This is a genomic window from Amycolatopsis japonica (assembly GCF_000732925.1).
Lineage (GTDB): Bacteria > Actinomycetota > Actinomycetes > Mycobacteriales > Pseudonocardiaceae > Amycolatopsis > Amycolatopsis japonica.
The window spans coordinates 7,199,088-7,223,535 of sequence record NZ_CP008953.1 but is presented as its reverse complement, the minus strand read 5'-3'; the positions used below and the strand labels follow the sequence as shown (position 1 = coordinate 7,223,535).

General features: G+C 66.1%; 11 protein-coding genes. 7 read left to right on the top strand and 4 right to left on the bottom strand.

Annotated features, from left to right (window positions below):
* Window positions 1-16: 16 nt before the first annotated feature.
* The 4 genes from AJAP_RS33140 (at window position 17) to AJAP_RS33125 (ending at window position 4,121) form a co-directional block, all read left to right on the top strand.
* Window positions 17-1,111 carry an ABC transporter ATP-binding protein gene (locus tag AJAP_RS33140; RefSeq protein WP_038524360.1) on the top strand — a complete coding sequence of 365 codons (1,095 nt, stop codon included), beginning with the start codon at window positions 17-19 and terminating at the stop codon, window positions 1,109-1,111.
* Between the two features lie 28 nt (window positions 1,112-1,139).
* Complete coding sequence (locus AJAP_RS33135; protein WP_038518830.1) at window positions 1,140-2,345, top strand: ABC transporter substrate-binding protein; 1,206 nt, start codon at window positions 1,140-1,142, stop codon at window positions 2,343-2,345.
* 75 nt (window positions 2,346-2,420) lie between these two features.
* Window positions 2,421-3,305 (top strand): ABC transporter permease, encoded by an 885-nt coding sequence (locus AJAP_RS33130; protein WP_038518829.1) that lies wholly within the window; start codon window positions 2,421-2,423, stop codon window positions 3,303-3,305.
* Window positions 3,306-3,314: 9 nt separating this feature from the next.
* Window positions 3,315-4,121, top strand: a complete 807-nt coding sequence (locus AJAP_RS33125) for an ABC transporter permease (RefSeq protein ID WP_038518826.1) — start codon at window positions 3,315-3,317, stop codon at window positions 4,119-4,121.
* 45 nt (window positions 4,122-4,166) lie between these two features.
* On the opposite strand, the gene AJAP_RS33120 is transcribed toward AJAP_RS33125, so the two are convergent.
* Window positions 4,167-7,208, bottom strand: coding sequence for a PQQ-dependent sugar dehydrogenase (locus tag AJAP_RS33120; RefSeq protein ID WP_228694696.1), 3,042 nt, complete (start codon window positions 7,206-7,208; stop codon window positions 4,167-4,169).
* Window positions 7,209-7,597: 389 nt separating this feature from the next.
* On the opposite strand from AJAP_RS33120, the gene AJAP_RS33115 reads away from it, so the two are divergent.
* Both AJAP_RS33115 and AJAP_RS43850 read left to right on the top strand, forming a co-directional pair.
* Window positions 7,598-17,095: a polymorphic toxin-type HINT domain-containing protein gene (locus tag AJAP_RS33115; RefSeq protein WP_084098419.1), complete on the top strand. Its 9,498-nt coding sequence runs from the start codon at window positions 7,598-7,600 to the stop codon at window positions 17,093-17,095.
* Window positions 17,092-17,643, top strand: coding sequence for a hypothetical protein (locus AJAP_RS43850; RefSeq protein WP_148311608.1), 552 nt, complete (start codon window positions 17,092-17,094; stop codon window positions 17,641-17,643). The genes AJAP_RS33115 and AJAP_RS43850 overlap by 4 nt, the downstream gene beginning before the upstream one ends.
* A 100-nt stretch (window positions 17,644-17,743) precedes the next feature.
* Here AJAP_RS43850 and pip read toward each other — a convergent pair whose 3' ends face one another.
* The 3 genes from pip to panB form a co-directional block, all read right to left on the bottom strand.
* Window positions 17,744-18,703 (bottom strand): prolyl aminopeptidase, encoded by a 960-nt coding sequence (pip, locus tag AJAP_RS33110; protein WP_038518823.1) that lies wholly within the window; start codon window positions 18,701-18,703, stop codon window positions 17,744-17,746.
* 89 nt (window positions 18,704-18,792) lie between these two features.
* Window positions 18,793-19,767: a right-handed parallel beta-helix repeat-containing protein gene (locus AJAP_RS33105; RefSeq protein WP_038518820.1), complete on the bottom strand. Its 975-nt coding sequence runs from the start codon at window positions 19,765-19,767 to the stop codon at window positions 18,793-18,795.
* 237 nt (window positions 19,768-20,004) lie between these two features.
* On the bottom strand, window positions 20,005-20,880 hold the full coding sequence (gene panB, locus AJAP_RS33100; protein ID WP_038518819.1) for a 3-methyl-2-oxobutanoate hydroxymethyltransferase: 876 nt from the start codon (window positions 20,878-20,880) through the stop codon (window positions 20,005-20,007).
* A 244-nt stretch (window positions 20,881-21,124) separates the two neighbouring features.
* Between panB and lysX the strand changes: the two genes are divergently transcribed.
* Window positions 21,125-24,442 carry a bifunctional lysylphosphatidylglycerol synthetase/lysine--tRNA ligase LysX gene (gene lysX, locus AJAP_RS33095; protein WP_038518817.1) on the top strand — a complete coding sequence of 1,106 codons (3,318 nt, stop codon included), beginning with the start codon at window positions 21,125-21,127 and terminating at the stop codon, window positions 24,440-24,442.
* Window positions 24,443-24,448 lie beyond the last annotated feature (6 nt).

Here is a 24,448-nt window from a genome sequence, read left to right as displayed (position 1 = left end):
CACCGAAAGGCACGCCATGCCTCATCAAGCGCCCACCGCCGCCGCGGGGGAGCAAGGGACCTTTGCTACCACTTCCGCAGGTGGAGGCGGGATTCCGGCCATCCGGCTGCGCGGGCTGCGCAAGGAGTTCGGCCAGGTCCACGCGGTCGACGGCGTCGACCTCGACATCCCGCCCGGCGAGTTCTTCTCCATGCTCGGCCCGTCCGGTTCCGGCAAGACGACCGTGCTCCGCATGATCGCCGGCTTCGAACTGCCGACGGCGGGCACGATCGAACTCCACGGCCGCGATGTCAGCCGCCTCGCGCCGTTCGACCGCGACGTCAACACCGTCTTCCAGGACTACGCGCTCTTCCCGCATATGACGGTGCAGCAGAACGTCGAGTACGGCCTTCGGGTGAAACGCGTCCCTCGCGCGGAGCGCCGTCAGCGCGCGAAGGAAGCCCTCGACACCGTCCGGCTCGGTGAGTTCGGGGAGCGCAAACCCGACCAGCTCTCCGGCGGCCAGCGGCAACGGGTCGCTCTCGCCAGGGCACTGGTCAACCGGCCCAAGGTGCTCCTGCTCGACGAACCGCTCGGCGCGCTCGACCTGAAACTGCGCCACACCATGCAGACCGAGCTGAAGCAGATCCAGCGCGAGGTCGGCATCACCTTCATCTTCGTCACCCACGACCAGGACGAGGCGTTGACGATGAGCGACCGCATCGCGGTGTTCAACGCCGGCCGCATCGAACAGGTCGGTTCACCGGTCGAGGTCTACGAGCGGCCCGCGACGGCGTTCGTCGCCGGCTTCGTCGGCACCTCGAACCTGCTCAGCGGCGGCGGCGCCGAGAACATCATCGGCAAACCCGGTGTGTTCAGCATCCGCCCCGAGAAGATCCGCATCGACGCCGATCTCTCGAAATCCGCCGAGGTCGGCGAGACCAGCGCCACCGGCACCGTCACCAACACCGTCTACGCCGGTGCGACCGTGCGCTACGAGGTCACGCTCGACGCCGGTGGCCAGCTCTCCGTGGTCCGGCAGAACACCGCCGAACCCGCGGACTTCGAAGGCGGCCGTGTCCGCCTGAGCTGGCGGCACGAACACAGCTTCCGCGTCCCCGAAGCCGGTTAGTTCTCCCCCTGTACCGAAAGGTTGTTCAATGAAGAACAGGAAACTCGCGCTCGCCGGCCTGCTCGGCGCCGGCCTGCTCGTGGCCGCCTGCGGAACGTCCGGATCCAGTTCGACCGCCGCCGCGCCCGGCGGACAGGGGTTCACCCCGCCGAAGCTCGACGCGCTCGCGCAGCTCGGCCAGCCGGAAGGCCAGGTCAACGTGCTGGCCTGGCCCGGCTACGCGGAGAACGGCTCCAACGACCCGGCCGTCGACTGGGTCACCGGCTTCGAGAAGGAGACCGGCTGCAAGGTCAACGTCAAGGCGTTCGGCACCTCTGACGAGGCCGTGAGCCTGATGAAGACCGGACAGTACGACGTCATCTCCGCCTCCGGTGACGCTTCGCTACGGCTCATCGCGTCCGGCGACGTCGAACCGGTGAACACCGCGCTCGTCCCGAACTACGCCGACGTCTTCGACTTCCTCAAGAACCGCCCCTGGAACAGCGTCGACAACGTGTCCTACGGCGTGCCGCACGGCTGGGGCGCGAACCTGCTCACCTGGCGCACGGACAAGGTGACCCCGGCACCGACGTCGTGGTCGGTCATGTTCGACGCGAACAGCCCGTACAAGGGCAAGATCTCGGCCTACGACTCGCCGATCTACATCGCCGACGCCGCGCTGTACCTGCAGACGCACAAGCCCGAACTCGGGATCAAGAACCCGTACGCCTTGGACGACAAGCAGTTCCAGGCCGCCGTCGATCTGCTCAAGCAGCAGCGCCCGATGGTGGGGGAGTACTGGTCGGACTACCTGAAGGAAAGCCAGGCGCTCAAGAGCGGCGACGCCGTCGTCGGCACCGCCTGGCAGGTGACGGTGAACCTGACCAAGAGCGAGGGCGCGCCGGTCGAGTCCGTGCTGCCGTCCGAAGGCGCGACCGGCTGGTCGGACACCTGGATGGTGGGCGCGAAGTCGCCGCACAAGACGTGCTCCTACAAGTGGCTGAACCACATCGTCAGCCCGAAGGCGAACGCCCAGGTCGCCGAGTACTTCGGTGAATCGCCCTCGAACCCGAAGGCGTGCGCCGAAACCAAGGACAAGAAGCACTGCGAGACCTACCACGCCGGTGACGCCGCGTACGCCTCGAAGATCCAGTACTGGACGACGCCGATCACGCAGTGCCTCGACGGCCGCACCGACGTCAAGTGCAAGGACTACGGCGAGTGGACCCGCGCCTGGACCGAGATCAAGGGCTGACCTCCCGAACTCCGGGAGCGGCCGGTGGGCCCCCCGCCGGCCGCTCCCGGTCCCATCCCACACCTGGTGGAGACGATGACGACCACCCTCGATTCACCGAGGCGGAAAGCCTCCGCCTACCTGTACCGCAAACCCAAGCTGCGCCTGGGAATCCTGCTCTCCGCGCCGATGCTGTGGCTCGGCCTCGCCTACCTCGGCGCGCTGGCCGCGTTGTTCGTGACCGCGTTCTGGAGCACCGACGTCTTCACCGGCCAGGTCGTGACCGAGTGGTCGCTGAACAACTTCGTCACCCTGTTCAGCGACGCGGTGTACCGCACGATCACCCTCCGGACGGTCGGGATCGCCGCGCTGGTCACGGTGGTCACCGCGATCATCGCCTTCCCGATGGCGTTCTACATGGCCAAATTCGCCTCACCCAGGGCACGGCGGCTGCTGGTGATCGCCGTCATGACGCCGCTGTGGGCGAGCTACCTGGTGAAGGCCTACGCGTGGCGGACCATGTTGTCGGGCAACGGGGTTCTGCACTGGCTGCTCAACCCGTTCGGCCTCGACACCCCCGGCTACGGCGTGCTCGCGACCGTGATCACACTGTCGTATCTCTGGCTGCCGTACATGATCCTGCCGATCTACGCGGGCCTGGAGCGGCTGCCGAACTCCTTGGTGGACGCCTCGGGCGACCTCGGCGCCCGGCCGTTCCGGACCTTCCGCTCGGTGGTGCTGCCGGTGACCTTCCCGGCCGTCGTCGCCGGCTCGATCTTCACGTTCTCGTTGTCGCTGGGCGACTACATCGCGGTGAAGATCGTCGGCGGCACGTCGCAGATGCTGGGCAACGTCGTCTACGACAACATCGGCGCGGCCAACAACCTGCCGTTCGCGGCGACCGTCGCGACCGTGCCCGTGGTGATCATGCTCGCCTACCTCGCCGCCGTGCGCCGCACGGGCGCGCTGGACAACCTGTAGGAGCGCGCGATGCGGCTTTCCCGGACGACCAAATACCTGCTGCTGGCCGCGCTCGTGCTCGGCCTCGGCGTCATCTACTTCCCGCTGCTGGTGGTCCTGCTCAACTCTTTCAACGCGGACACCACCTTCGGCTGGCCGCCGTCGAGCTTCACCCTCGAATGGTGGAGCCGGGCCGCGGAGAACGAAGGCGCGCTCAACGCGCTCGGCACGAGTGTCCAAGCAGGACTCGCGGCGACCGCGATCGCCCTGATACTCGGCACGATGGCGGCCTTCGCACTGCAGAAGTACCGTTTCTTCGGCCGCAACCAGGTGTCGCTGCTGATCATCCTGCCGATCGCGCTGCCCGGTATCGTCACCGGTATCGCGCTGAACAACGCCTTCCGCACGATCCTCGGCATCGACCTCGGCCTGTTCACCGCGATCGTCGCGCACGCGACGTTCTGCATCGTGGTGGTGTTCAACAACGTCGTCGCCCGCCTGCGGCGGATGGGCGGCAACCTCGAAGAGGCGTCGATGGACCTCGGCGCCGACGGGCTCACGACGTTCCGGCTGGTGACCTTCCCGATGCTGCGGTCGGCCCTGCTGGCCGGCGGCCTGCTCGCCTTCGCCCTGTCGTTCGACGAAATCATCGTCACGACGTTCACCCTCGGGACCGGGCTGGAGACCCTGCCGATCTGGATCCTGAACAACCTGTTCCGGCCGAACCAGGCCCCGATCGTCAACGTCGTGGCGGCGGTGCTGATCCTGGCCTCGACCGTGCCGGTCTATCTGGCGCAACGGCTTTCCGGCGACACGACGTCGGGCGGACGGCTGTGAGACAACGCCGGTGCGGCCCTTTGTGGGCCGCACCGGCGTTTTCACTCAATACCGACGGTCTTCGATCGCTCCCGTCGATCCGTTGTAGGTGATGTAGCCGTACTGGAAGTCGCTGCGCTTACCCGTCGGCGTGTTGTACTCGCCACTGATCGGGAAGCCGAGATACGACGTCTGCCAGCCGAGGTCCCGCCAGCGCAGCCGGATCAATCCCTTGACCTCCCAGGCGACGTTCGTTCCCGCACGCCAGTAGATCGAATGATCGAAGCCGCCTTGGCGGAAGTGGTTGTACTTACCGGTGTTGCCAGGAGTCCACGTCTCGTCGGTGATGGGATAGCCGACGCCGGTTTGCCAGCCGATCGCCTTGTAGCGCTCGCGAATCGAGCCGTGGATCTCGAAGGCGCCCGTCGACGCCGACCAGTAGATCGAGCCGTTCCCACTGAAGTGGTTGTATCGTCCGACACCGTCGGGCGTGGCCGTCTCGTCGGTGGTCGGGTAACCGAAGAACCGCTCCCAGTCCAGTGACCGCCACTTCTGCCAGATACTGCCCATCACGAAGTGGGCGCCGGTCGCCTCGGTCCAGTAGATCGAGGCGTTGTTGTTCATGAAGTGGATGTAGCGGCCGATCCCGTCCGGAGTGCCCTTTTGGTCGGTGGTCGGGAAGCCGAGCGACCCTGCCTCGCCGTTGGTCGCCTGCCACTTCGCCCGGATCTCGCCGTGGATCGCCATCGCTCCGATGCTCGACGTCCAGTAGATCGAGCCGGCACCCGTGGTCGGTCCGCCAGTGAAGTCGTTGTAGCGACCGTTACCCGCCCTGGCCACCAGCTCGTCGGTGGAAGGAGATCCGAGGAACGCGTGCGCCCCGAGCGTGACGTACTTGGTCAGGATCTCTCCGGCGACGGCTTTGACGCCGTGCTGATCCGTCCAATACAGACGGCCGGATGCGTACTGCTGCCAATGGCCGTCACCCTCGATGAGTTCCAGCCCCACCGGAGCACCCATCAGCGTCCGGATAGGAGCCTCGTCCGCGTAGCGCTTCTGGATCGGGGTCTGGTACTCGGCACGGAGGGTGAGTCCCGCGACGGGCATTTGGACCTGACGGACCGGCTCGGTGCTCTGGTTGTCCGGCCATTTGACGAAGTTCGCCGCGTCCAGGGATTTGGGAGGCGCGGAGATCTGAACGGGGGAGTTCACGGTCACCAGCCGGTTGGTGCTCTCGTTCGCCCCGATCTTGATCCGCGCCGGACGGTTGCCGGCGACGGCCAACCGAGCCGTCCGGGGGTTGACGGTGTACCGCTGACTCGTGATGACGCCACGGCTGTTCTCCGCCGTCGCGATGACCACGACACGGGTGTCGGTCTCGTTCGGGAAGGCGAATGAGAAGGTGGGGCCCGTGCCGGTACGCAGCGTGGTGTATTCGCAGGTGTCGCTCAGAGGACAGCGCATCCGCTCGGCCCGCCACTTCGCGGTCAGCGGTCCATCCGTGGGGTCCTCGGCCGAGGAAACACCCACGGAGACTGTTTCGCCGCCGGAAAAGACGGTGTTCGGGTCAGCAGTCGCGAGCGAAAGCGAGGGTGTGGCTTCACCGGGAAGGAAGGTCTGGCTGGCGTTCGTCACCGCACCGTGCGCGTCGCTCACCGTGAGACTGACCGTCACCGCGTCGCCGGTCGAGTAGGTGTGTTCCACGACCTGACCGCTACCGATGGTGCCGTCGCCGAAGGTCCATTGGTAGTCGAGGGTGTCCAGGTCCGGGTCGCTCGACCCTCCCGCGTCGAGCGAGATCTTCTTCGTGTCCGGCGTCACGGTTCCGGTGAACGCCGCGAAGGGAGCCTTGTTCGCCGGCTTGTAGCTCAACCTGCGCAGTTTGGAAGATGCGGAGTCGGCCAGCACGACGTCGCCGTTCGGTGCCGTCAGAACGGCGACCGGATCGCCGATGTCGGAGGCGATCGCGTTGATCGCCTGGGTGGGCTTGCCCCCAGCGTCGAACGCGAAAGTCGAAAGCGTGTGACCGCTCTTGTTGGCTACGAAATGAAGTCCCCGATAAATCTCGGGATACGAAGTCCCGGTGTAGGGAACTCCGCCGACAAGGGTATCCGTCGCGCCCTGGGTCGCCTCACTGATCGGTGCGGAGTTCGCGACGTTCGCGCATTCCGGGAGGTCGCGATAGCCAGGTGCACGCGTGGTCCCTTCCCAACAGGGCCATTTCAAGTTCTGGCCGGGGAAGGCGAGATTCGCTTCGCTGCGGGCCGCCCAGCCGATGTCGGTGACGACGACACCGCCTCGCGGATCCACCGCGATCCGAGGGTCGCGCAGTCCGCTCGTGTAGTTGCGGCTGCGCCAGGACGTCGGAGCCCCCGGGTCGTAGAACGGATTGTCCACCCGGCCTTTGCCGTCCGTGCCGATGCGAAGTACCTTGCCCGTCGGATGAGCGGGATCCAGCGCTCGCAGTGCGTACTTGTCCACATTGTCCTTGGTCGCACCGGCCGGAGCTTGAACGGTCGCGTTGTCCCCGACAGCGACCCAGAGGACATCGCCGCCGGGATCCACGACAACGTCCTGGATCCCCTTGCTGTCGGCGTTGACCGGGAACTCCAGAACTGGGGTCTCGTCCGTGAGTCCCGTCGGTGCGCCCACACCCTCCGCCCGCCATTTGCTGAGGCGGAACACCTGAGTGGACGTACTGGTCGCGAGCGCCCGAGTGGTATAGACCGTTCGACTGGTGGTGAAGTCCGGTGCCACCGCGATGCCGGTGAGGCCGAGCGAACCGGCGGTGTGCACCGGAAGTGAGGCGATCTGTACCGGCTGGCCACCTCGCGGTACCAGCTGTACCGATCCCAGGCGGCCGGCGGTCAGCGCACTTCCGTCCGGGAGGTAGGCGGCGTCGGTGAGATCTCCGGCCTGCTGGCCGGTGGGTGTGTCGATCAGGGCGAACCCCGTCGGGAGCGCCGGTGCGGCCTGTGCCGGGGGCGCCGTGGTGACCACGGTGCCGAGCAGCACCGTGGCGGCCGCGGAGACGACCAGGGATCTTCGAGTCCGCATTGGACCTTCCTTCTCCGAATACGGAGAGTGCCATGCGCGGAAAGTGCTCACGAACGCACAAAAAATCGCGTCGGCGCGACAGAGTTGCCCATTCTGTAACGCGACGCGACCTTCCGCCCCCAGCGCCCTCGTTTTTGACTATGAGCACGCCGGACGCTAGCGGCTGGTCAGAGCGCCGTCATTCGGCCGAAAGTGTGATTCGGTCGACCCTGTCGAAGATTTGTGATCTAGCTCATCATCGGCTAACGCGCTAATCGAACTATCGAACGCATGATCGATCACCGTTCGGTCATCCACGTGTGCCCATTCGACCACGGCCATTTGGCCCAAAATCGGCAAAAGGCCTTGCCGGACGTCTCGTCACCCAGCAATATCAACTCGCCGACCTGCTCTCAAGGAGCCGAGGGCCGTCCTGGTTGGGCAGCCCAAGGGGGGAAGTCATGAAGCGGATCCGTCGTGGACCTGTCCTGCGCGCAAGACTCCGGGTGACGCTCGCGTTGCTGCTGATCGTCGCACTCGTGGCGACGCTGGGGCCGGCGGCTTCGCAACGGTTTCCGTCGTCGGACGAGGCGGGTGCGTCGGCTGTGGCGGACGCACCGAAGCAGGAGTCGGGATCCGCGGAAGGCGTCGCGGACCGTCCGACCCCCGACAACGCCGCCACTCCCGCGGTCAATCGGGCGACAGCCGCTTCACTTCAGTCGAAGTACCCGCCGATCGCCTTTCCCGAACCCGCCTCTGACAAGCGCAGCAGCGCGACGGTCGTACCGCCGCCTGCCGCGCAGGTGCGTGGTTTCGACGCGCAGGCCAGCAAGGAACTGCCGCAGCAGCGCACCACGCACAGCAGTGTTTACGCCAATCCCGACGGTACGCAGACCACCGTCTACGGCCAAGACCCGCTGAACTTCCCGCGGCCCGAGGGTGGATTCGGTCCCATCGACACCCGCGCCGTCCCCGATCAGGCAGGCGGCTGGCGCAAGGCGGGCGACGAGCTTCAGGTCCACATGGGACAGACAAGCGGCTCGATGCGGGTGAGCGACGGCGCCGGGCATGAGGCGGCCTTCAGCCTGCTGGGTGCGCGGGCGACGGCCGGGCACGCGGAAAGCAACGCGGTCGGGTACCCCGACGTTCTGCCGAACGCCGACATGCGGGTCGAGTTCACCGCGGGCGCGGCCAAGGAGTGGTTCGTCCTCAAGAATCCCGACGCTCCCCATGCCTGGGAGTTCGCGCTGGATCTGAAGGGACTCGAGGCGAGGATCGCCGATGGTCAGGTGGTCTTCGTCAATCAGGCCGGCGCCGTCGTCCTGCGTGTCCCGCTGGGTTACATGCTCGACTCGAGCCGTCAGGAAAGCGGTGAACCCGCGACCTCCTATGGCGTCACCTACCGGCTCGGAAGCCGTGATGGCAAGCAGATCCTCCGGGTGGAACTCGACTCCGCGTGGCTGCGGGACCCGGCAAGAGTCTACCCCGTGCGGGTCGATCCCACCGTGGTCAAGGAGTCGGTCAGCACCGGCAACCTAGTGGTGGAGAACGGCACTCGGTACACCAACCACGGCGAGTTGCGTATCGGCCGCAGCGGCGGCAAGACCGCTTCGAGCTACCTGCGCTTCGGCGGCATCGGCGGAGATCTGAAGGACAACCGGATCTTCGGCGCGCAGCTGCAGCTGACCAACTTCTGGTCCGGCTCCTGTACTCCCCGTCCGATGAGCGTGCACCCGGTCACCGCGGACTGGGGTTCCTCCGGAACACCCCCGATCGGCGGTGCGCTGGGTGGCGGGGTCTTCTCGCACGGGTACATGGCCCCCTTGGCGACCAGGTCGAACTGCCCGACCGCCCACGAACTGATCGACCTGGGCGTCGGCGGCCGGGACCTCGTCCAGCAGTGGGCGGGCGGCGCTCCGAACCATGGTCTCGCCCTTCAGGCGCCGACGGACCCGGCGGCGTGGAAGCGCTTCACCGGCTTCGGCACGGCCAACCCCCCGCGGCTCTACGTGACGCACTCGCCTTACAACGCCGACTACCGCATCGACCGCGCCACACCGGAACCGCCGGTCACCCGCACGGCATCGGGCAAGGTCAAGATCACCGTGACGAACCGCGGTGCGCAGGCCTGGTCTCGTAACGACTTCGCGCTGGGATACCGCGTCTACGACCGGAGTGGTAACTTTCGCGCTTCTCACCTCGCGGCCGAGCTTCCCGGTGACGTGGCGCGAGGCGCTTCCGTCACACTCGACGCGGAGATCAAGCCGATCGAGGTGGGCAGCTATCTCCTCGACTTCAGCATGCTTCGCAAGCCCGGCGACTACTTCACCGATCACCAGGTCGCGCCCGCTCGTATCGGCCTCGACGTGTACGACGTGCCGCCGTTCATCAAGCAGCAGTACCCGCTCAACGGCGCCTCCGTCCAGACGCTGACCCCGCAGTTGTGGGCGAGCGGTATCGACGTCGACCCGCCCGCGGGCAGCACCCTGAAGTACCGGTTCGAGGTTTGCGAAAAGGGCGCGAACGACAACCCGGTCAACTGCTTCAGCTCGGCACACCAGACGAGTCCGACGTGGACGGTTCCGGACAAGAAGTTGTTCTGGAACAAGATCTACCTCTGGCGCTCGTTCGCGTTCGACGGCACCAGCGAGAGCGAAGCGCTGCCGTTCAGTGCCATCTTGAGCGCCGTCCCGCAACCGGCGATCACCTCGCATATGGCCATGACCCCGCACAGCGGAACCGACCGTGACTTCGACCCGATGGTCGGCAATTACCACTCCAGTGCGATCGACGTCCAGATGCCGACGGCCGGCCCCGGCCTGAGTGTCATCCGGACCTACAACACCTTGGATCCCCGCCGCGACCACTGGTTCGGCACGGGATGGGCGACGAAGTACGACATGCGCGTGGCCCGGGACTACGCGGGGAACGCCCTGGTCACCTATCCCGACGGCCAGCAGCTGAGGTTCGGGCTGAACCCGGACGGTACCTACGCGCCGCCGCAGGGCCGGTTCGCCGGTTTCAAATCCGAGCCGGACGGCGGCTGGTCGCTGACCGACAAGTCGGCGACCACGTATCGCTTCGACTCCGCGGGCAAGCTGACCGGTTACACCGACGGCGTCGGGCGCGGCGTCAGGATCTACTGGGAGGGTGACGCCCTCACCCGTGCCCTCGATCTGGCCAGCGGGCGGCAATTGGTCTTCCTGATCCAGGATCGCAAGGTCGCCGAGGTGTTCGCGACCGAGGTCAACGGCCAGATCCGGAACTGGAAGTACTCCTACGAGGGCAACCGGTTGCGACAGGTCGAAGACCCTCTGGCGAACATCACCCGGTACGACTACGCCGATCAGTCCAGGTTCCGCACGGTCGTCAATGACACGGCACCGGACGGCTACTGGCGATTGGGTGATCAGAACGGCGAGACAGCCGTCAGCCAGGTTGCGCTCAACCGGGGCAAGGACAACGGCAAGTACAAGAACGTCGTGCTCGGCACGGCGGGAGCGGTGCCGGGCTCGGCCGACACCGCGGCGACCTTCAACGGGACGACCTCGGTACTGCAACTCCCGGACGGGGCGGTCAAGAAAAGCAGGGATCTCTCGGTCGGGTTGTGGTTCAAGACCAGTGGTGCCGGTGTCCTGCTGGGCTATCAGCAGAACGAGATCTCGGGTTCCCTGCAGAACGCCTACACCCCGGCGTTGTACGTCGGGACGAACGGAAAGCTCTACGGGCAGTTCGCGGACGGCACGACCGCGCCGATGAGCACCCCCGGTGTGGTCAACGACAACAAGTGGCATCACGTGGTGCTTTCCGGATCGCTGGCGACACAGTGGCTTTATCTTGACGGTGCCCAGGTCGCGACCAAGCAGGGCGTGATCGATCACGGCAACCAGACCAAGACGTACGTGGGCGCCGGCTTCGTCTCCGGTAACTGGCCTGCCAAGCCCGGCAACGACCACGGGTACTTCGCCGGAGCGATCGACGAGGTGGCCGTCTACACCAAACCTTTAGGGGACAACGCGGTCCGCGAGCAGTTCCAGGCTGCTCAGCCGTCCGAAGGGCTCAGCAAGATCACCCTGCCCAGCGGCAAGATCGCCGCCGAGGTGGAATACGACACGGTCAGCGAGCGGGTGAAGAGCTACACCGATCGCAACGGCGGGAACTGGCGGCTCGGCGTGCCGGTGATCACCGGTGAAGAGAACAATCTGATCCGCACCGTTCAGTTCACCGATCCGGGAAACCGCAACCACACCTTCGACTACGACCCGGTTCGGGGCCGGATTCTGCGGACGGTCACCCCGCTGGGGCTCGGCGTCCGCCCGGAAGACCAGGCCGGGCAGCCCGCCGGGGAAGTCGGCTACGGGATCCGAACCTACGACTACGACGACGAAGGCAACCAGAACACCATCGTCTCCGAGAACCTCAATGAGGTCACGCTCGGATTCGACCAGCGGGGCAACGTCATCAGCAAGCGGACCTGCCAGATGCCCGGTCGCTGCCAGACCGAATATTTCGGCTACCACTTCAGCCCGGACAACCCGCTCGATCCGCGTAACGACAAGGTCGTCTGGAGCCGGGACGGAAGGTCCACGAACGCCGAGGACAACCGGTACCTGACCACATACCTCTACAACGCCAAGGGCGACCTTCTCAGTCAGAAGATGCCCGACGGCGGCGAGGTCGTGCACAGCTACACCACGGGCACCGAGCAGCCGCTCGACAACGTGAGCGTCCCGGTTCCGGCCGACCTGTTGCTGTCGACGGTGAGCGCGACGGGGGAGAGCACGAACTTCCGGTACTACAGCACCGGCGATCTCGGCGAGATCCAGCAAGCGTCCGGAATGCGGACACGATTCGTCTACGACGCCGCCGGACGGCGGACCTCTTCCACGATCTACGTGGACGCGTACCCCGACGGCATCACGACCACCTACGAATACGACGCGCTTTCTCGCGTGAGGGCCGAGACAGGGCCTGAGACCACGAACGCCGTCACCGGTGTCAAGCATCGTGCGCGGACGGTCATGTCCTACGACAAGGACGGGAACATCGAGCGCGAGGAGGTTTCGGACCTCGTCGGCGGTGACCCTTCCCGCGTCACCACTCGTGAGTACGACGACCATGGCCGTCTCGTGCACCTCGTCAACCCGGAGGGCAAGGAGACACGGTACGGCTTCGACGTCTTCGGCAACCGGATGTTCGAAATCGACGCGAGCGGTGTGAAGAAGTCCTACGCCTATACGGCTCGCAATGAAGTCGCCGAGGTGCGCCTGCACGGCTGGCACGGTGGCGTGGTCGACCCTGCGGACGGGGACGGCCGCCCGGGTGACGGGGAAGGGGATACCGATCCGGCGAACTCGAAGCCGACGGTGCTCGAGTCCTTCCGGTACGACGAGTCCGGACGACAGATCCTGCATGTCGACGCGATGGGCCGTACGACGCGGAACAACTACTACGCCAACGATCTGGTCGCTCAGGTCGTCGCGGAGGGCTACAAGGATCCCGTCACCGGATACGTTCGAGACCTCGTGCTGGAGAACAACAGCTACGACGGCGCCGGGAACCTGACCAAGCAGACCACGGCCGGAAACCGGACCACGACCTACGACTACGACACGGTCAACAGGCTCACACAGTCGATCGAAGACCCCGGCGGACTCGATCGCAGCACGAGGTTCACCTACGACCGCAGCGGCAATGTGATCCGCACCGAGAAGTCCGGTAATCCCTCGAACACCGGTGGCGGACAGGTGAACACCCTTGAGGTCACCGAATTCGAATACAACGCCTCCGGCCAGCGAATCAAGCAGACCGTCCACAATGGTCAGGAACGACTGATCACCAGCTGGGACTACGACGAACGCGGGATGCCGGTGTCCGTCACCGATCCTCGTGGGAGCCAGTCGTCGTCCCAATACACGACGACGATGGCGTACGACCAGCTGGCCAGGCCCATCCGGGCCACCGGTCCGCGAGTCCGCACGGAGTCGAACGGCGGCGCGCCGGTGGACGCGCAAGCGACCATGATCACCGGCTACGACACCTTCGGTTCGGTCACGCACACGAAGGACCCGCTCGGTCGCGTCACCACGGCCGAGTACGACAAACTCGGGCAGCTGGTGAAGGCGAGCCTGCCGTCGTACACGCCGCCCGGCGCCACGGCGCCGATCACACCGACCAAGGAGATCCGGTACGACGCCGTGGGGCGCGTGATCAAGCAGATCGACGCCCGGCAGCACGCGACCGAACTGCGGTACGACCAGCTGGGAAGGCTGCTTGAGCGGCACGACCCGCAGGACAACGGCACGGCCGCCGGTGTCTGGAAGTACTCGTACACGATGACCGGCCTGCCCCTGTCCGCGACTTCGCCGACGGGTGCCCGGGTCGAAGCGACCTATGACGAACTGGGCCGCAAGGCCACGTCGACCGCGGTGGAGCGGTTCCCGACGCCTGCCGCGTACACCACGAAGTACCGGCACGACGACGCGGGCAACGTGGTGGCGATCGAGAATCCGGCCGGCGAGAAGAGCCTGAACACCTACGACAAGCTGAACCAGCTGATCACCGCGGTCGACCCGGCCGGGGTCACCACCAAGCGGGGCTATGACCGGCAGGGCAGGCTGGTCCGGGCGAGCGACGGCGCGGGCGCCACGAAACGGCTCAACTACGACCTGGCCGGGCGCGTGATCTCCGAGTTCGACGTCGACGGCCAGTGGACCGGCTCGCAGCCGCTGTTGCGGGAGCGCAAGTTCACCTACGACCCCGCCGGCAACATGCGGACGTCGGAGGACTGGGAAAAGCGGGTCACCACGTTCAGCTACGACGCGGCGAACCGGCTGTCCAGCCAGATCGAGCCCGTCGCGGACGGGAAGACGATCACGACGTCATTCGGCTACGACGCGGCCGGAAACCGCACCAGGTTCACCGACGGCCGATCCAACAAGACCGTCTTCACCTACAACAGCCTGAACCTGCCGGAGTCGGTGGTCGAGCCGTCCACCGCCGCACATCCCGCGCCGGCCGACCGGACCTGGACGCAGTCCTACGACGCCACGGGCAACGCGACCCGGCTGACCGCGCCCGGAAACGTGAACCGCGACCGGACGTTCGACGCGCTGAACCGGATGCTCACGGAGACCGGCTCGGGCGCCGAGACGCAGACCACCGGCAAGGTGCGGACCTATGACGCCGACGGCCGTGTGCGGGTGGCAGGAAGTAACGCGTACACCTACAACGACCGCGGTGGTCTGCTGACCGCGACCGGTACCTCCGGCGCGTCGTCCTTCGAGTACGACAACGCCGGGCGCGTCATCACCCGGAAGGACGCCGCCGGCACCACCGGTTACGGCTACCTCAAGGGCCGTCTGGACTCCGTGACCGACGGCGCGACCGGCGGCAAACTGACCTACGGCTACAACGAAGCCGGCAAGGTCAAGACGATCGACTACGGCGCCGGTCGCGTCCGGACCTACGACTACGACAACCTCGCGCGGCCGAAGTCCGATGTCCTGAAGGAAGCGAACGGCACGGTCCTCTCGTCGATCGCCTACACCTACGACCCGAACGACCGGGTCAAGACGAAGACGACCGCGGGGCTGGCCGGCTCCGGTCAGAACAGCTACTCGTACGACTTCCAGGGTCGAATGCTCTCCTGGACGGACCCGTCGGGTAAGTCGACCGAGTACGGCTGGGACGACTCGGGCAACCGGGTCAAGGCGGGTGACAAGAACGCGACCTACGACGAGCGGAACCGCGTCCTCGCCGACGGCGACTACACCTACGCCTACTCGCTGCGCGGTTCGCTGAGTTCACGCACGTCGTCCGGCATGGAGGAGAAGTACTCCTTCGACGCCTTCGACAGGCTGGTCAAGTTCGGCACGACCGAGTACACCTACGACGACTTCGACCGGCTCGCCACCCGAGGCGGGCAGAAGTTCTCGTACGCGGGCATGGAACGAGACACAGTCAGCGACGGAGTCTCGCGCTTCGGCCGCGGTCCGGATGGCTCTTTGGTGTCGCTCTCGCAGGGAGCCGATTCCCGGCTCACGCTTTCCGACCGGCACGGCGACGTCGTCGGCGCGCTGGCGCCCGCATCGGGTGGCGTCGTCGACTCGACGGCGTACGACCCGTACGGCAAGCGGATCGCGTCGACCGGTGCCTCGCGGACGGTCGGTTTCCAGGGCGACTGGACGGATCCCGACAACGGGAACGTCAACATGGGGGCGCGGTGGTACCAGCCGGGTTCCGGCACGTTCGCTTCGCGCGACAGCATCGAGCTCCCGTTCTCGCCGTCGATCAGCGCGAACCGCTACTCGTATGTGCTGGGTTCGCCGCTGAACTACTTCGACCCGGATGGCCACGGCTGGTTCAGTGACCTGTGGGACAAGGCGGGCACCATCGTGCACACCGCCCTGGACGTGGCGGGCATGATCCCCGGCATCGGCGAGATCGCCGACCTCGCGAACGCCGCGATCTACGCCGCTGAAGGTGACTGGGAGAACGCCGCCTGGTCGGCGGCGGGCGCGATCCCGTTCGGTGGCAACGCCGCGACCGCGGCGAAGTGGGCTCGAAAGGCGGGCGACTTCATCGGCAACGGCCGGCGAGCGGGCCGCCACGCCGACGACGCGATCGGTCTTGGCCGTCGCTATGGCGACGATGTCGCCGGTGCTGCTCGCCGGGGTGTTGATGATGCTGCGGCGGCTGCTGCTCGGAAGGCTTCTGCTGTTGCGGCTGCTCGTAAGGCGGCTGCCGCCGCCGCTGCGGCCGCGGCTCGGCGGGCCGCGGCGATCCTGGCGAAGAAGAAGGCGGCCGCGGCTGCCGCGCGGGGTGCCGCGGAGCGGACGGCGAAGCGGAATCCGATTCCGACGTTGAAGGCGGCTTTGAAGCCGGTGTTCAAGGGGACGGATCTGGTGTCGTCGTCGCCGTTGACGCCGGCTCGGGTGGTGCAGGCGTTCAAGGCGGATGTGCAGGATTCGGGTCGGGTTTTCGATTTCTTCAAGAAGCAGGTGGTGGGGGACGGGAACGTCGTCCAGAACGTCGCAGAGACCGTGACGGCGGTGTCGGAGGTTGCTCAGTCGGGGGCTTCTCCTGATGATCTTTTGTCCGCTTTGGGTGGTTTGGCTGGGCGGAACAAGAGCCGGGGTAAGCATCACGACGAGTCGTCGAGCGGTTCGGCTACGAGCTGTGTGTCGAAGAACAGTTTTGATCCGAACACGCTGGTGGTGATGGGTGACGGGTCTCGTAAGCCGATCAAGGATGTGAGGGTCGGGGACAAGGTCCTGGCGAAGGATCCGACGACGGGGCGTACTGCGGTTCGGGTGGTGACGGATGCCCGTTCGCATGCGAGTAAGCGGACTCTGGTCGAGGTCGGTGTCGCGAGCGGTGCCGATCGTGGGTCTGTGGTGGCGACGGATGAGCATCCGTTCTGGGTGGAGTCGGAGAAGCGGTGGTCTCACGCTGTTGATCTGAAGGCCGGTCATCGGCTGGAGACCGGGGATCATCGGGATGCGACGGTCACGGGGACGCGGTCATGGTCGGAGGTGCGGCGGGTCTACAACCTGACCGTCGATGGTGACCACACGTACTTTGTCGTCGCAGGCCAGACACCGGTTCTCACCCATAACGACGACAAGTGCCTGCTTGGCGCCGCTCGAAAGGCTCGGGACGATTTGGCGGAAGAGGTCGGCGCAAGCAAGGCTACTGTTACGGGAGGATTCGACCCTGCTACAGGACGTACTGCGGCAGGTTGCAACAGTAATCCGACGGGGTGCGCAGAAGATGATGTTGTCCGTCAGCTCGGGATCGATCCCAAATCTGTTCAGTTCACTGAAGCCATCCGCCCGCGCACGTCAGGGCAGGTGCCGATCTGCACGCGTTGTCAAGGAACCTTTGATCAGTCGCAATTCCCTCCGGGTACACTGGTGAAGCCTGGTGGTCCATGGGGAATCGAGGTTGTTTCGTGAATGTCGTGGCGACAGCGCTGATTGAATCCATCGATTGGGCTTCACTGAGAACTGCTTCGGGTGTCGGTGATGGGCTGCCAAGCGCTTTTAACTCTGTTATTGAAGCTACGTCGGAAGTGGAAGCGAAAGCGGCATACTGGAGTATTGATAATGAAGTCCTAGTTCAGGGGGAATCGTACGAATCGGCGTTGCCTGCGCTCGAGGTTCTCCTCGCGATGCTGCCAGATGTGGTTCTCGGTCCCGTGCGTAAATGTATCGCCGAGCTGATACAGCAGATTGTTTTCAGTCAACCGCACTCTTCCGAGATTGAGCGAGGAAATGATCGGATTTCAGAGCGCTGTGTGACTCTCGCGAAGGAGGCTACGTGGGTGTTTTATGGATGGCTTTCTGATTCGGATCAGGATGTAAGGGAGTGTGCTTTGCTGACTCTTCATAAACTGGAGGGCGGTGAGGCTAGGGCGGTTGAAGTATTCAATCGTTATCGGGTGGTCGATAAGTCGAGCGGAATTCAGAAGATATTCTCTCAGATGGACAAAGGGTTGTTGTGATCAGGTTGCCTGCTCGTGGGATCAGGTAGGAACCAGGTGATACATGACCTCGCCGCCTTTGGGTGGCAGGCATGCTCTCGGTTCGAATGCCCCGGCCGACTCAAGGCGAGCGAAAAGAGTCCGTCGCTTCCCGAAGCGCCGCCAGCATCCCCGGATCCGTCACCGCGTGTCCGGCCGCTTCGACGAGCTCCAGCTTCGAGTCCGGCCAAGCCCGGTGCAGCTCGTAAGCGGTCGCCGGCGGGCACACCGCGTCGTACCGACCCTGCACGATCACGCCAGGAATCCCCGACAGCTTCCCGGCCTCCCGGATCAGCTGCCCTTCCTCAAGCCACGCCCCATGGCAGAAGTAGTGCAGCGCCAGCCGGGCGAAGGTGACCGCGAACTCCGGCGACGCGTACTGGTTGTGGAAGGCGGGATCCGGGCGCAGGCAGACGATCGCGCCTTCCCAGGTGCTCCAGGCGATGGCCGCACGTTCCCGGATCGCCCGATCGGGGTGATAGACGAGCTCGCGGTACGCCGACAGTGGGTCGTCGCGGCGGTCTTCGGGGATCGGCGCGAGGAAGTCTTCCCACTCGCGGGGGAAGAGGTTCGCGGCGCCGCCGTTGTAGATCCAGTCGAGTTCGCCGCGGCGGACGGTGAACACGCCGCGCAGGATGATCTCGCTGACGCGGCTCGGGTGGGTTTCGGCGTAGGCGAGGGCGAGGGTCGCGCCCCACGAACCGCCGAAGAGCTGCCACTGGTCGAGATTCAGCCGTTCGCGCAGCTTTTCCATGTCCGCGACGAGGTGCCAGAGGGTGTTGGCCGACAGGTCGACGTCCGGCGTGCCGATATGCGGAGTGCTGCGCCCGGCGCCGCGCTGGTCGAACAGGATGATCCGGTAGGCCTCGGGATCGAAATGCCGCCTGGCCATGGGGGAGATGCCGCTACCAGGGCCTCCGTGCAGCACGACCACGGGTTTGCCGTCCGGATTCCCGGCTTCCTGGCAGTAGATCCGGTGCCCGTCGCCGACGTCGAGCATGCCCTCGGCGCGCACCTGGATCGGCGGGTACAGGTCATCCATAAGAACACTCTGCCCGAATCGGCGAGTGTTCGAAGGGTGGGGGCCCGCCCCCGCCGCCGGGCTGAGCGGGCCCCCGGTCTTCGGTCGCGTCAGCAGCCCGCCGTGGCGGCCACGTTCGCGAATCCCTTCCCGGCGCCGGTCACCTTGTTGCTCGCGCAGACCTTGTTACCCGTCGCGGCTTTCACGAGATAGAAGCCGTACGCGTAGCTGGACTGCACGTCCGCGGTGTTGCCGGAGAAGGTGTTGCCGCGGCCCCAACCGTCGAGCTGGACGTGGACCTCGAAGCCGCCGTAGGTCGCGTCGTGCACGAAGACCTTGCTGCCCCGGTTGTCCGCGACCACGTAGTTGTTGCCCTTCATGTCCACCCAGCTGTCGGCGAAGTGCTCGCCGCTCTGCCCGGTCCCGTCGAAGATGTTGCCGCGCAGTTCGCCGCCGGTGGTGCCTTCCTTGATGTCGATCGACTCGGCTCGCACGTTCGGGCCGATCTTGTTGTTCAGCGCCTTGTTCCGGTCGCTCCGGTCGGGCGTGCCGCCGGGCCAGTTGCCCTTCGCGGAACCGAAGTAGATGCCTTCGCCGTAGCCCGCGTACTCGCGGCCGGTGTCGGTCACCTCTGAGTTCTTCACGACGTTGTCGGTGCTCGTGTACTGGAAATGGATGCCCTCGTGGCCGACACCGGCGACCTTGATGCCGTCGACGACGGTGTTCTTGACGCCCGTCGCCATCAGGCCTTTCTGGCCACCGGTGAGGGTGAAGCCGGTCAGGTTCCAGTAGCTGCCGGTCAGTTCGAGCGTGCGCCCGGCCGAGGCCTTGATGACCGCGCTTCGCGGACCCTTCAGCGTGATGCGGCTGCTGGACGTGCCGCTCTTCGCCGCCTTGAAGTTGCCCGTGAATGTCGTGTCGGCCGCGAGTTCGATGACGGTGCCTGGAGTGACCGAAGCGAGCGCCGCCGTGAGCTGCTCCGAAGTCCCTACGCGGACCGTCGCGGCCTGTGCCGGGTACGCCGCCAACGTGGACAGCAGGGCCGTACCGGCCGCAACGGCCAGAACCCGCTCACGAACACGCATCCGTGGTCCTCCTCGTCGAGGGATCGAAATTCGGTCGTGGCGGCGACGGGCTAGACGTTAAGCCTCTTTACGAATGAGAGTCAAGGACATGATTGAAGTTCATATACGTGAACAACTAAAGGAGGGTGATCAGGCAGGGCCCACCCGAAAAGAGAGCAAGGGACCTTTGCTACCGCGCTCCTCGGTCGGGAGTGGTAGCAAAGGTCCCTTGCTCTCTTTTTGCAGGTCAGAGGCGGGTCAGTCGTGGAAGGAGTGCTCCGGCGCCGGGAATTCGCCTCGCCGGACGTCCTCCGCGAACGCGGACGCCGCCCCGGCCAGCACGCCGGCGAGGTCGGCGTACTTCTTCACGAAGCGAGGGGTCTTGCCGCGCCGAAGCCCGGCCATGTCCTGCCAGACGAGCACCTGCGCGTCGCAGTCCGGCCCGGCGCCGATGCCGACGGTCGGGATCTTCAGTTCGTGCGTGATCCGCTTCGCCGCTTCGGCGGGCACCATCTCCATGACGACCGCGAAGGCGCCGGCCTCCTCCAGGGCGAGCGCGTCGGCGAGCAGCGCTTCGGCCGCTTCGCCGCGCCCCTGGACGCGGTAGCCGCCCAGATTGTGTTCACTCTGCGGCGTGAATCCGATATGTCCCATCACGGGGACGCCGGCCGACGTCAGCGCCTCGACGTGCGGAGCGAATTTCCGTCCGCCTTCGAGTTTCACCGCGTGCGCGCGGCCTTCCTTCATGAACCGCACCGACGTCTCGAGCGCCTGCTGCGGTGAAAGCTGATACGAACCGAACGGCAGATCGGCGACGACCAGGGACCGCTTCACCGATCGGGTGACCGCGCGGACCAACGGAAGCAGCTCCTCCACGGTCACCGGAAGCGAAGTGTCGTAACCGAACACGTTGTTCGACGCGGAATCCCCGACGAGCAGCACGGGAATGCCCACTTCGTCGAACAGCGCGGCGGTGTACATGTCGTAGGCGGTGAGCATCGGCCAGGCTTCGCCGCGCTCCTTCATGTCGCGAAGGTGATGTATGCGGACCTTCTTCCCAGATGTGGCCTGGGGCGCCGCGCCGGTCCCGTACGGAGCGGTGAGCTCGCCGGAATCCTTTTCGGTGGCAGACATCCTTGTCGACCGTCCTTCCCTCGAGGCCTCGAAGAGGTCCCCGGGTCGTGGAGCTGAACAGGACAAAGCCTGACATGCCCGGATACCGCTCCCAAGGGCCTGCGACCAGCTTCACACCGCGGCGTCACGCCTGTGGATGAGGAAATTCAGACCAGAGGATGATGATCGTTGACAACCACACAGGGTTGTGTGACGTCAAGTAAGTACAGCTGTCGATCCCCTGTGTGTACCGCGAAGGACCAGAATGGCAAACCCAGTGAGCCGAGTCGCGCCGTGGAAGGCGAGGGCCGGCGGGATCGTCGCCACCCTCGTGCAGCTCGCGGCCGTGTTCTCGGTGATCCTCCTGCTCGCCGGCGGCGTGAAGGGGCCGGTGCTCAGGACGGGTGACATCGCCTTCTCGGCCTTGAGCATCCCGACGAACGCGAGCCTCGTGATCGTCTTGCTGCTCGTGGTCCTCGGTGCCGCGCTTCGCCGCCGCAAACGAGCGGCCCTCTACACGCTTCTGCTGTTCCAGGTCGGCGGCCTGGCGGTGACGCTGGCCTTCCAGGCCGCCCTGCTGTGGTCGCCCGAACTGCTGAAACTGGGTCCGTGGCAGGTCCGGCACATCCCGCATCAGGTGTGGGTACTGGCCATCGCCGACCTGATCTCGATCGGGATGATCGCGTTCCTCTGGATCCTGCGTCCCGCGTTCCCCGCCCGGCTCGCGCCCGGCGCCTGGCGTGACGGCTTCACGGTGCTGTTCGGCGGCTTGGCCGCGGTCATCCTGGTCGGTTGGGGCTTGAGCGAAGCCTTTCCTGGTCGTCTCGCCGACACCTGGGCGCGGTTCGCCTGGGTGGTCAACCACACGACCGGGGAGAACATCCAGCTGCGCCGGGTCGGCATCGGCGAAGGGCCCGCCTGGCTCGATCTCGTGCTCGACCTCAGCGCCACGGCGGTCGCGACGGCCGCGCTGTACACGCTCTTCCGCGGCGTGCGCAGCCGTCGCTTGAGGACAGACGAGGAAGAACTGCGCGTACGCCGTCTTCTGGCCGAACACGGCGAAGACGACTCCCTCGGCTATTTCGCCACCAGGCGCGAGAAGAGCGTCGTCTTCTCGCCGAATGGCCGCGCCGCCGTGGCCTACCGTGTGCTCGCGGGCACCAGTGTCGCGAGCGCGGATCCCATCGGCGATCCCGACGCCTGGCCCGACGCGGTCCGCGCCTGGCTGAACGAGGCGCGCACCTACGGCTGGACGCCGGGCGTGCTCGGCGCGAGCGAACACGGCGCGAAGGTCTACGCCGACGCGGGCCTTCGCGCGCTGGAGATCGGCGACGAAGCCGTCCTCGACGTCCGTGACTTCAGCCTCGCCGGGCCGGAACGCCGCTCGGTCCGGCAAGCGGTCAAACGGATCGAAAGGGCCGGATACAGCACGAAAGTCCGGCGGCACAGCGAAATCCCGGCCGACGAAATGGCGGGGCTGTTGCTGCACGCGCAGCAATGGCGTGGCGCGGAGACCGAACGCGGGTTCTCGATGGCGCTCGGCAGGCTCGGCGATCCGAGCGACGGCCGTAGCGTGATGGTGGAGGCGTACGACGCCAAGGGCGAGCTTCGCGGCATGCTGTCGTTCGTGCCGTGGGGCCGTCGAGGCCTGTCGCTCGACCTGATGCGGCGCGACCGCGACGCCGAGAACGGGCTCAACGAGTACATGGTCGCCGAGGTCGTCGCGGCGAGCTCACACCTTGGCGCGCAACGGATTTCGCTGAACTTCGCGATGTTCCGCGCGGTCTTCTCCGAGGGAGAGCGGATCGGCGCGGGCCCGGTGCTGCGCGCCTGGCGCGGCGTGCTCAGCATGGCGTCACGGTTCTTCCAGCTGGAATCGCTCTACCGGTCCAACGCCAAGTACGGGCCCGACTGGGAGCCGCGTTTCCTGTGCTATTCCTCGGCTCGACGGCTGCCGCGGGTCGGTATCGTCGCCGGCGCGCTCGAAGGTTTCGTCCCGACAGGACGATCGGGACGGGCGCTGAAACTGGAGACGGTCACCGAGGAATTCGTCGCCGAAGTCCACCGTATCGAAGCGAACGCGGCCACTCCCGCGCCCAAGGAGGTACGCCGCCCCGACCAGGTCCGTGTGCGGATGGCGAAGCTGGATCGCTTGCGGGAAGCCGGGATCGACCCCTACCCGGTCGGTTTCGCCCGGGAAGATCTGCTCGGCGACGTCGTTTCGAAGTTCGGCGATCTGAGCCCGGACACCCACACCGGTCATCGGGTCCGCGTCGCGGGCCGGGTGCTCGCGATGCGCAACCTCGGTGGGCTCTGTTTCGCGCGGGTCAAGGATTTCAGCGGCGAGATCCAGCTGATGCTCGACGCCTCCGTGCTCGACCTCGGCGGTTGGCGGCGAGGCGTCGACCTCGGTGACCATGTCGGCGTGAGCGGGCAGGTCGTGACGTCGCGGCGCGGTGAGCTTTCCGTGCTCGTCGACGAATGGACCGTGACGGCGAAGAGCCTGCATCCGTTGCCGGACAAGCGAAAAGGCCTCACCGACCCGGAGACGCGGGTGCGGCAGCGGTACCTGGACCTCGCGGTGAACCCGGACTCGACGGCGATGCTGCGGATGCGTTCGACCGTCGTGCGCGCGGTGCGGGAGCGGCTGCACCAGGGCGACTACCTCGAAGTCGAGACGCCGATGTTGCAGACCGTGCACGGCGGCGCCAACGCCCGCCCGTTCATCACGCATATCAACGCCTACGACATGCGGATGTACCTGCGGATCGCGCCCGAGCTCTACCTGAAGCGGCTTTGCGTGGCGGGCGTCGAGCGAGTCTTCGAGCTGAACCGGAACTTCCGCAACGAGGGTGTCGACGCGACGCACAACCCCGAATTCACCATGCTGGAGGCATATCAGGCGTATGCCGACTACAACACCATGCGGACCTTGACGCGCGAACTCGTGCAGTGCGCCGCGGAGGCCGCGTACGGCGCGCAGGTGGTTCGCCGTCCGGGGCCGGACGGGAAGGTCGTCGAGTACGACATTTCCGGTGACTGGCCGGTGATCCCGGTCCACGAAGCCGTCTCGGCTGCGCTCGGGGAGAAGATCGACGCGAGCACCTCCGTCGCCGAACTCCAGCGGCTGTGCCGCGCGGCCGGGGTGCCGGTGAACGAGGACGCCGGGCACGGCGATCTCGTGCTGAAGGCGCACGAGCACCTGGTCGAAGGCGCGACCGTGCTGCCGACCTTCTACACCGACTATCCGACCGACGTCTCGCCGCTGACCCGGCAACATCGCGTGGACCCGCGGCTGGCCGAGCGCTGGGACCTGATCGCGTTCGGCTCCGAGGTCGGCACGGCCTATACCGAGCTGACCGACCCGCTCGAGCAACGACGGCGGCTGGAGGCCCAGTCGCTGCGCGCCGCGAGCGGGGACGTCGAGGCGATGGAGCTTGACGAGGACTTCCTGCTCGCGCTCGAACACGGGATGCCGCCGACCGGCGGGCTCGGCATCGGCGTCGACCGGCTGCTGATGATGCTGACCGGGGCGTCGATCCGGCAGACGGTGCTGTTCCCGTTCGTGCGGCCGCAGGGGTAAGTGGTA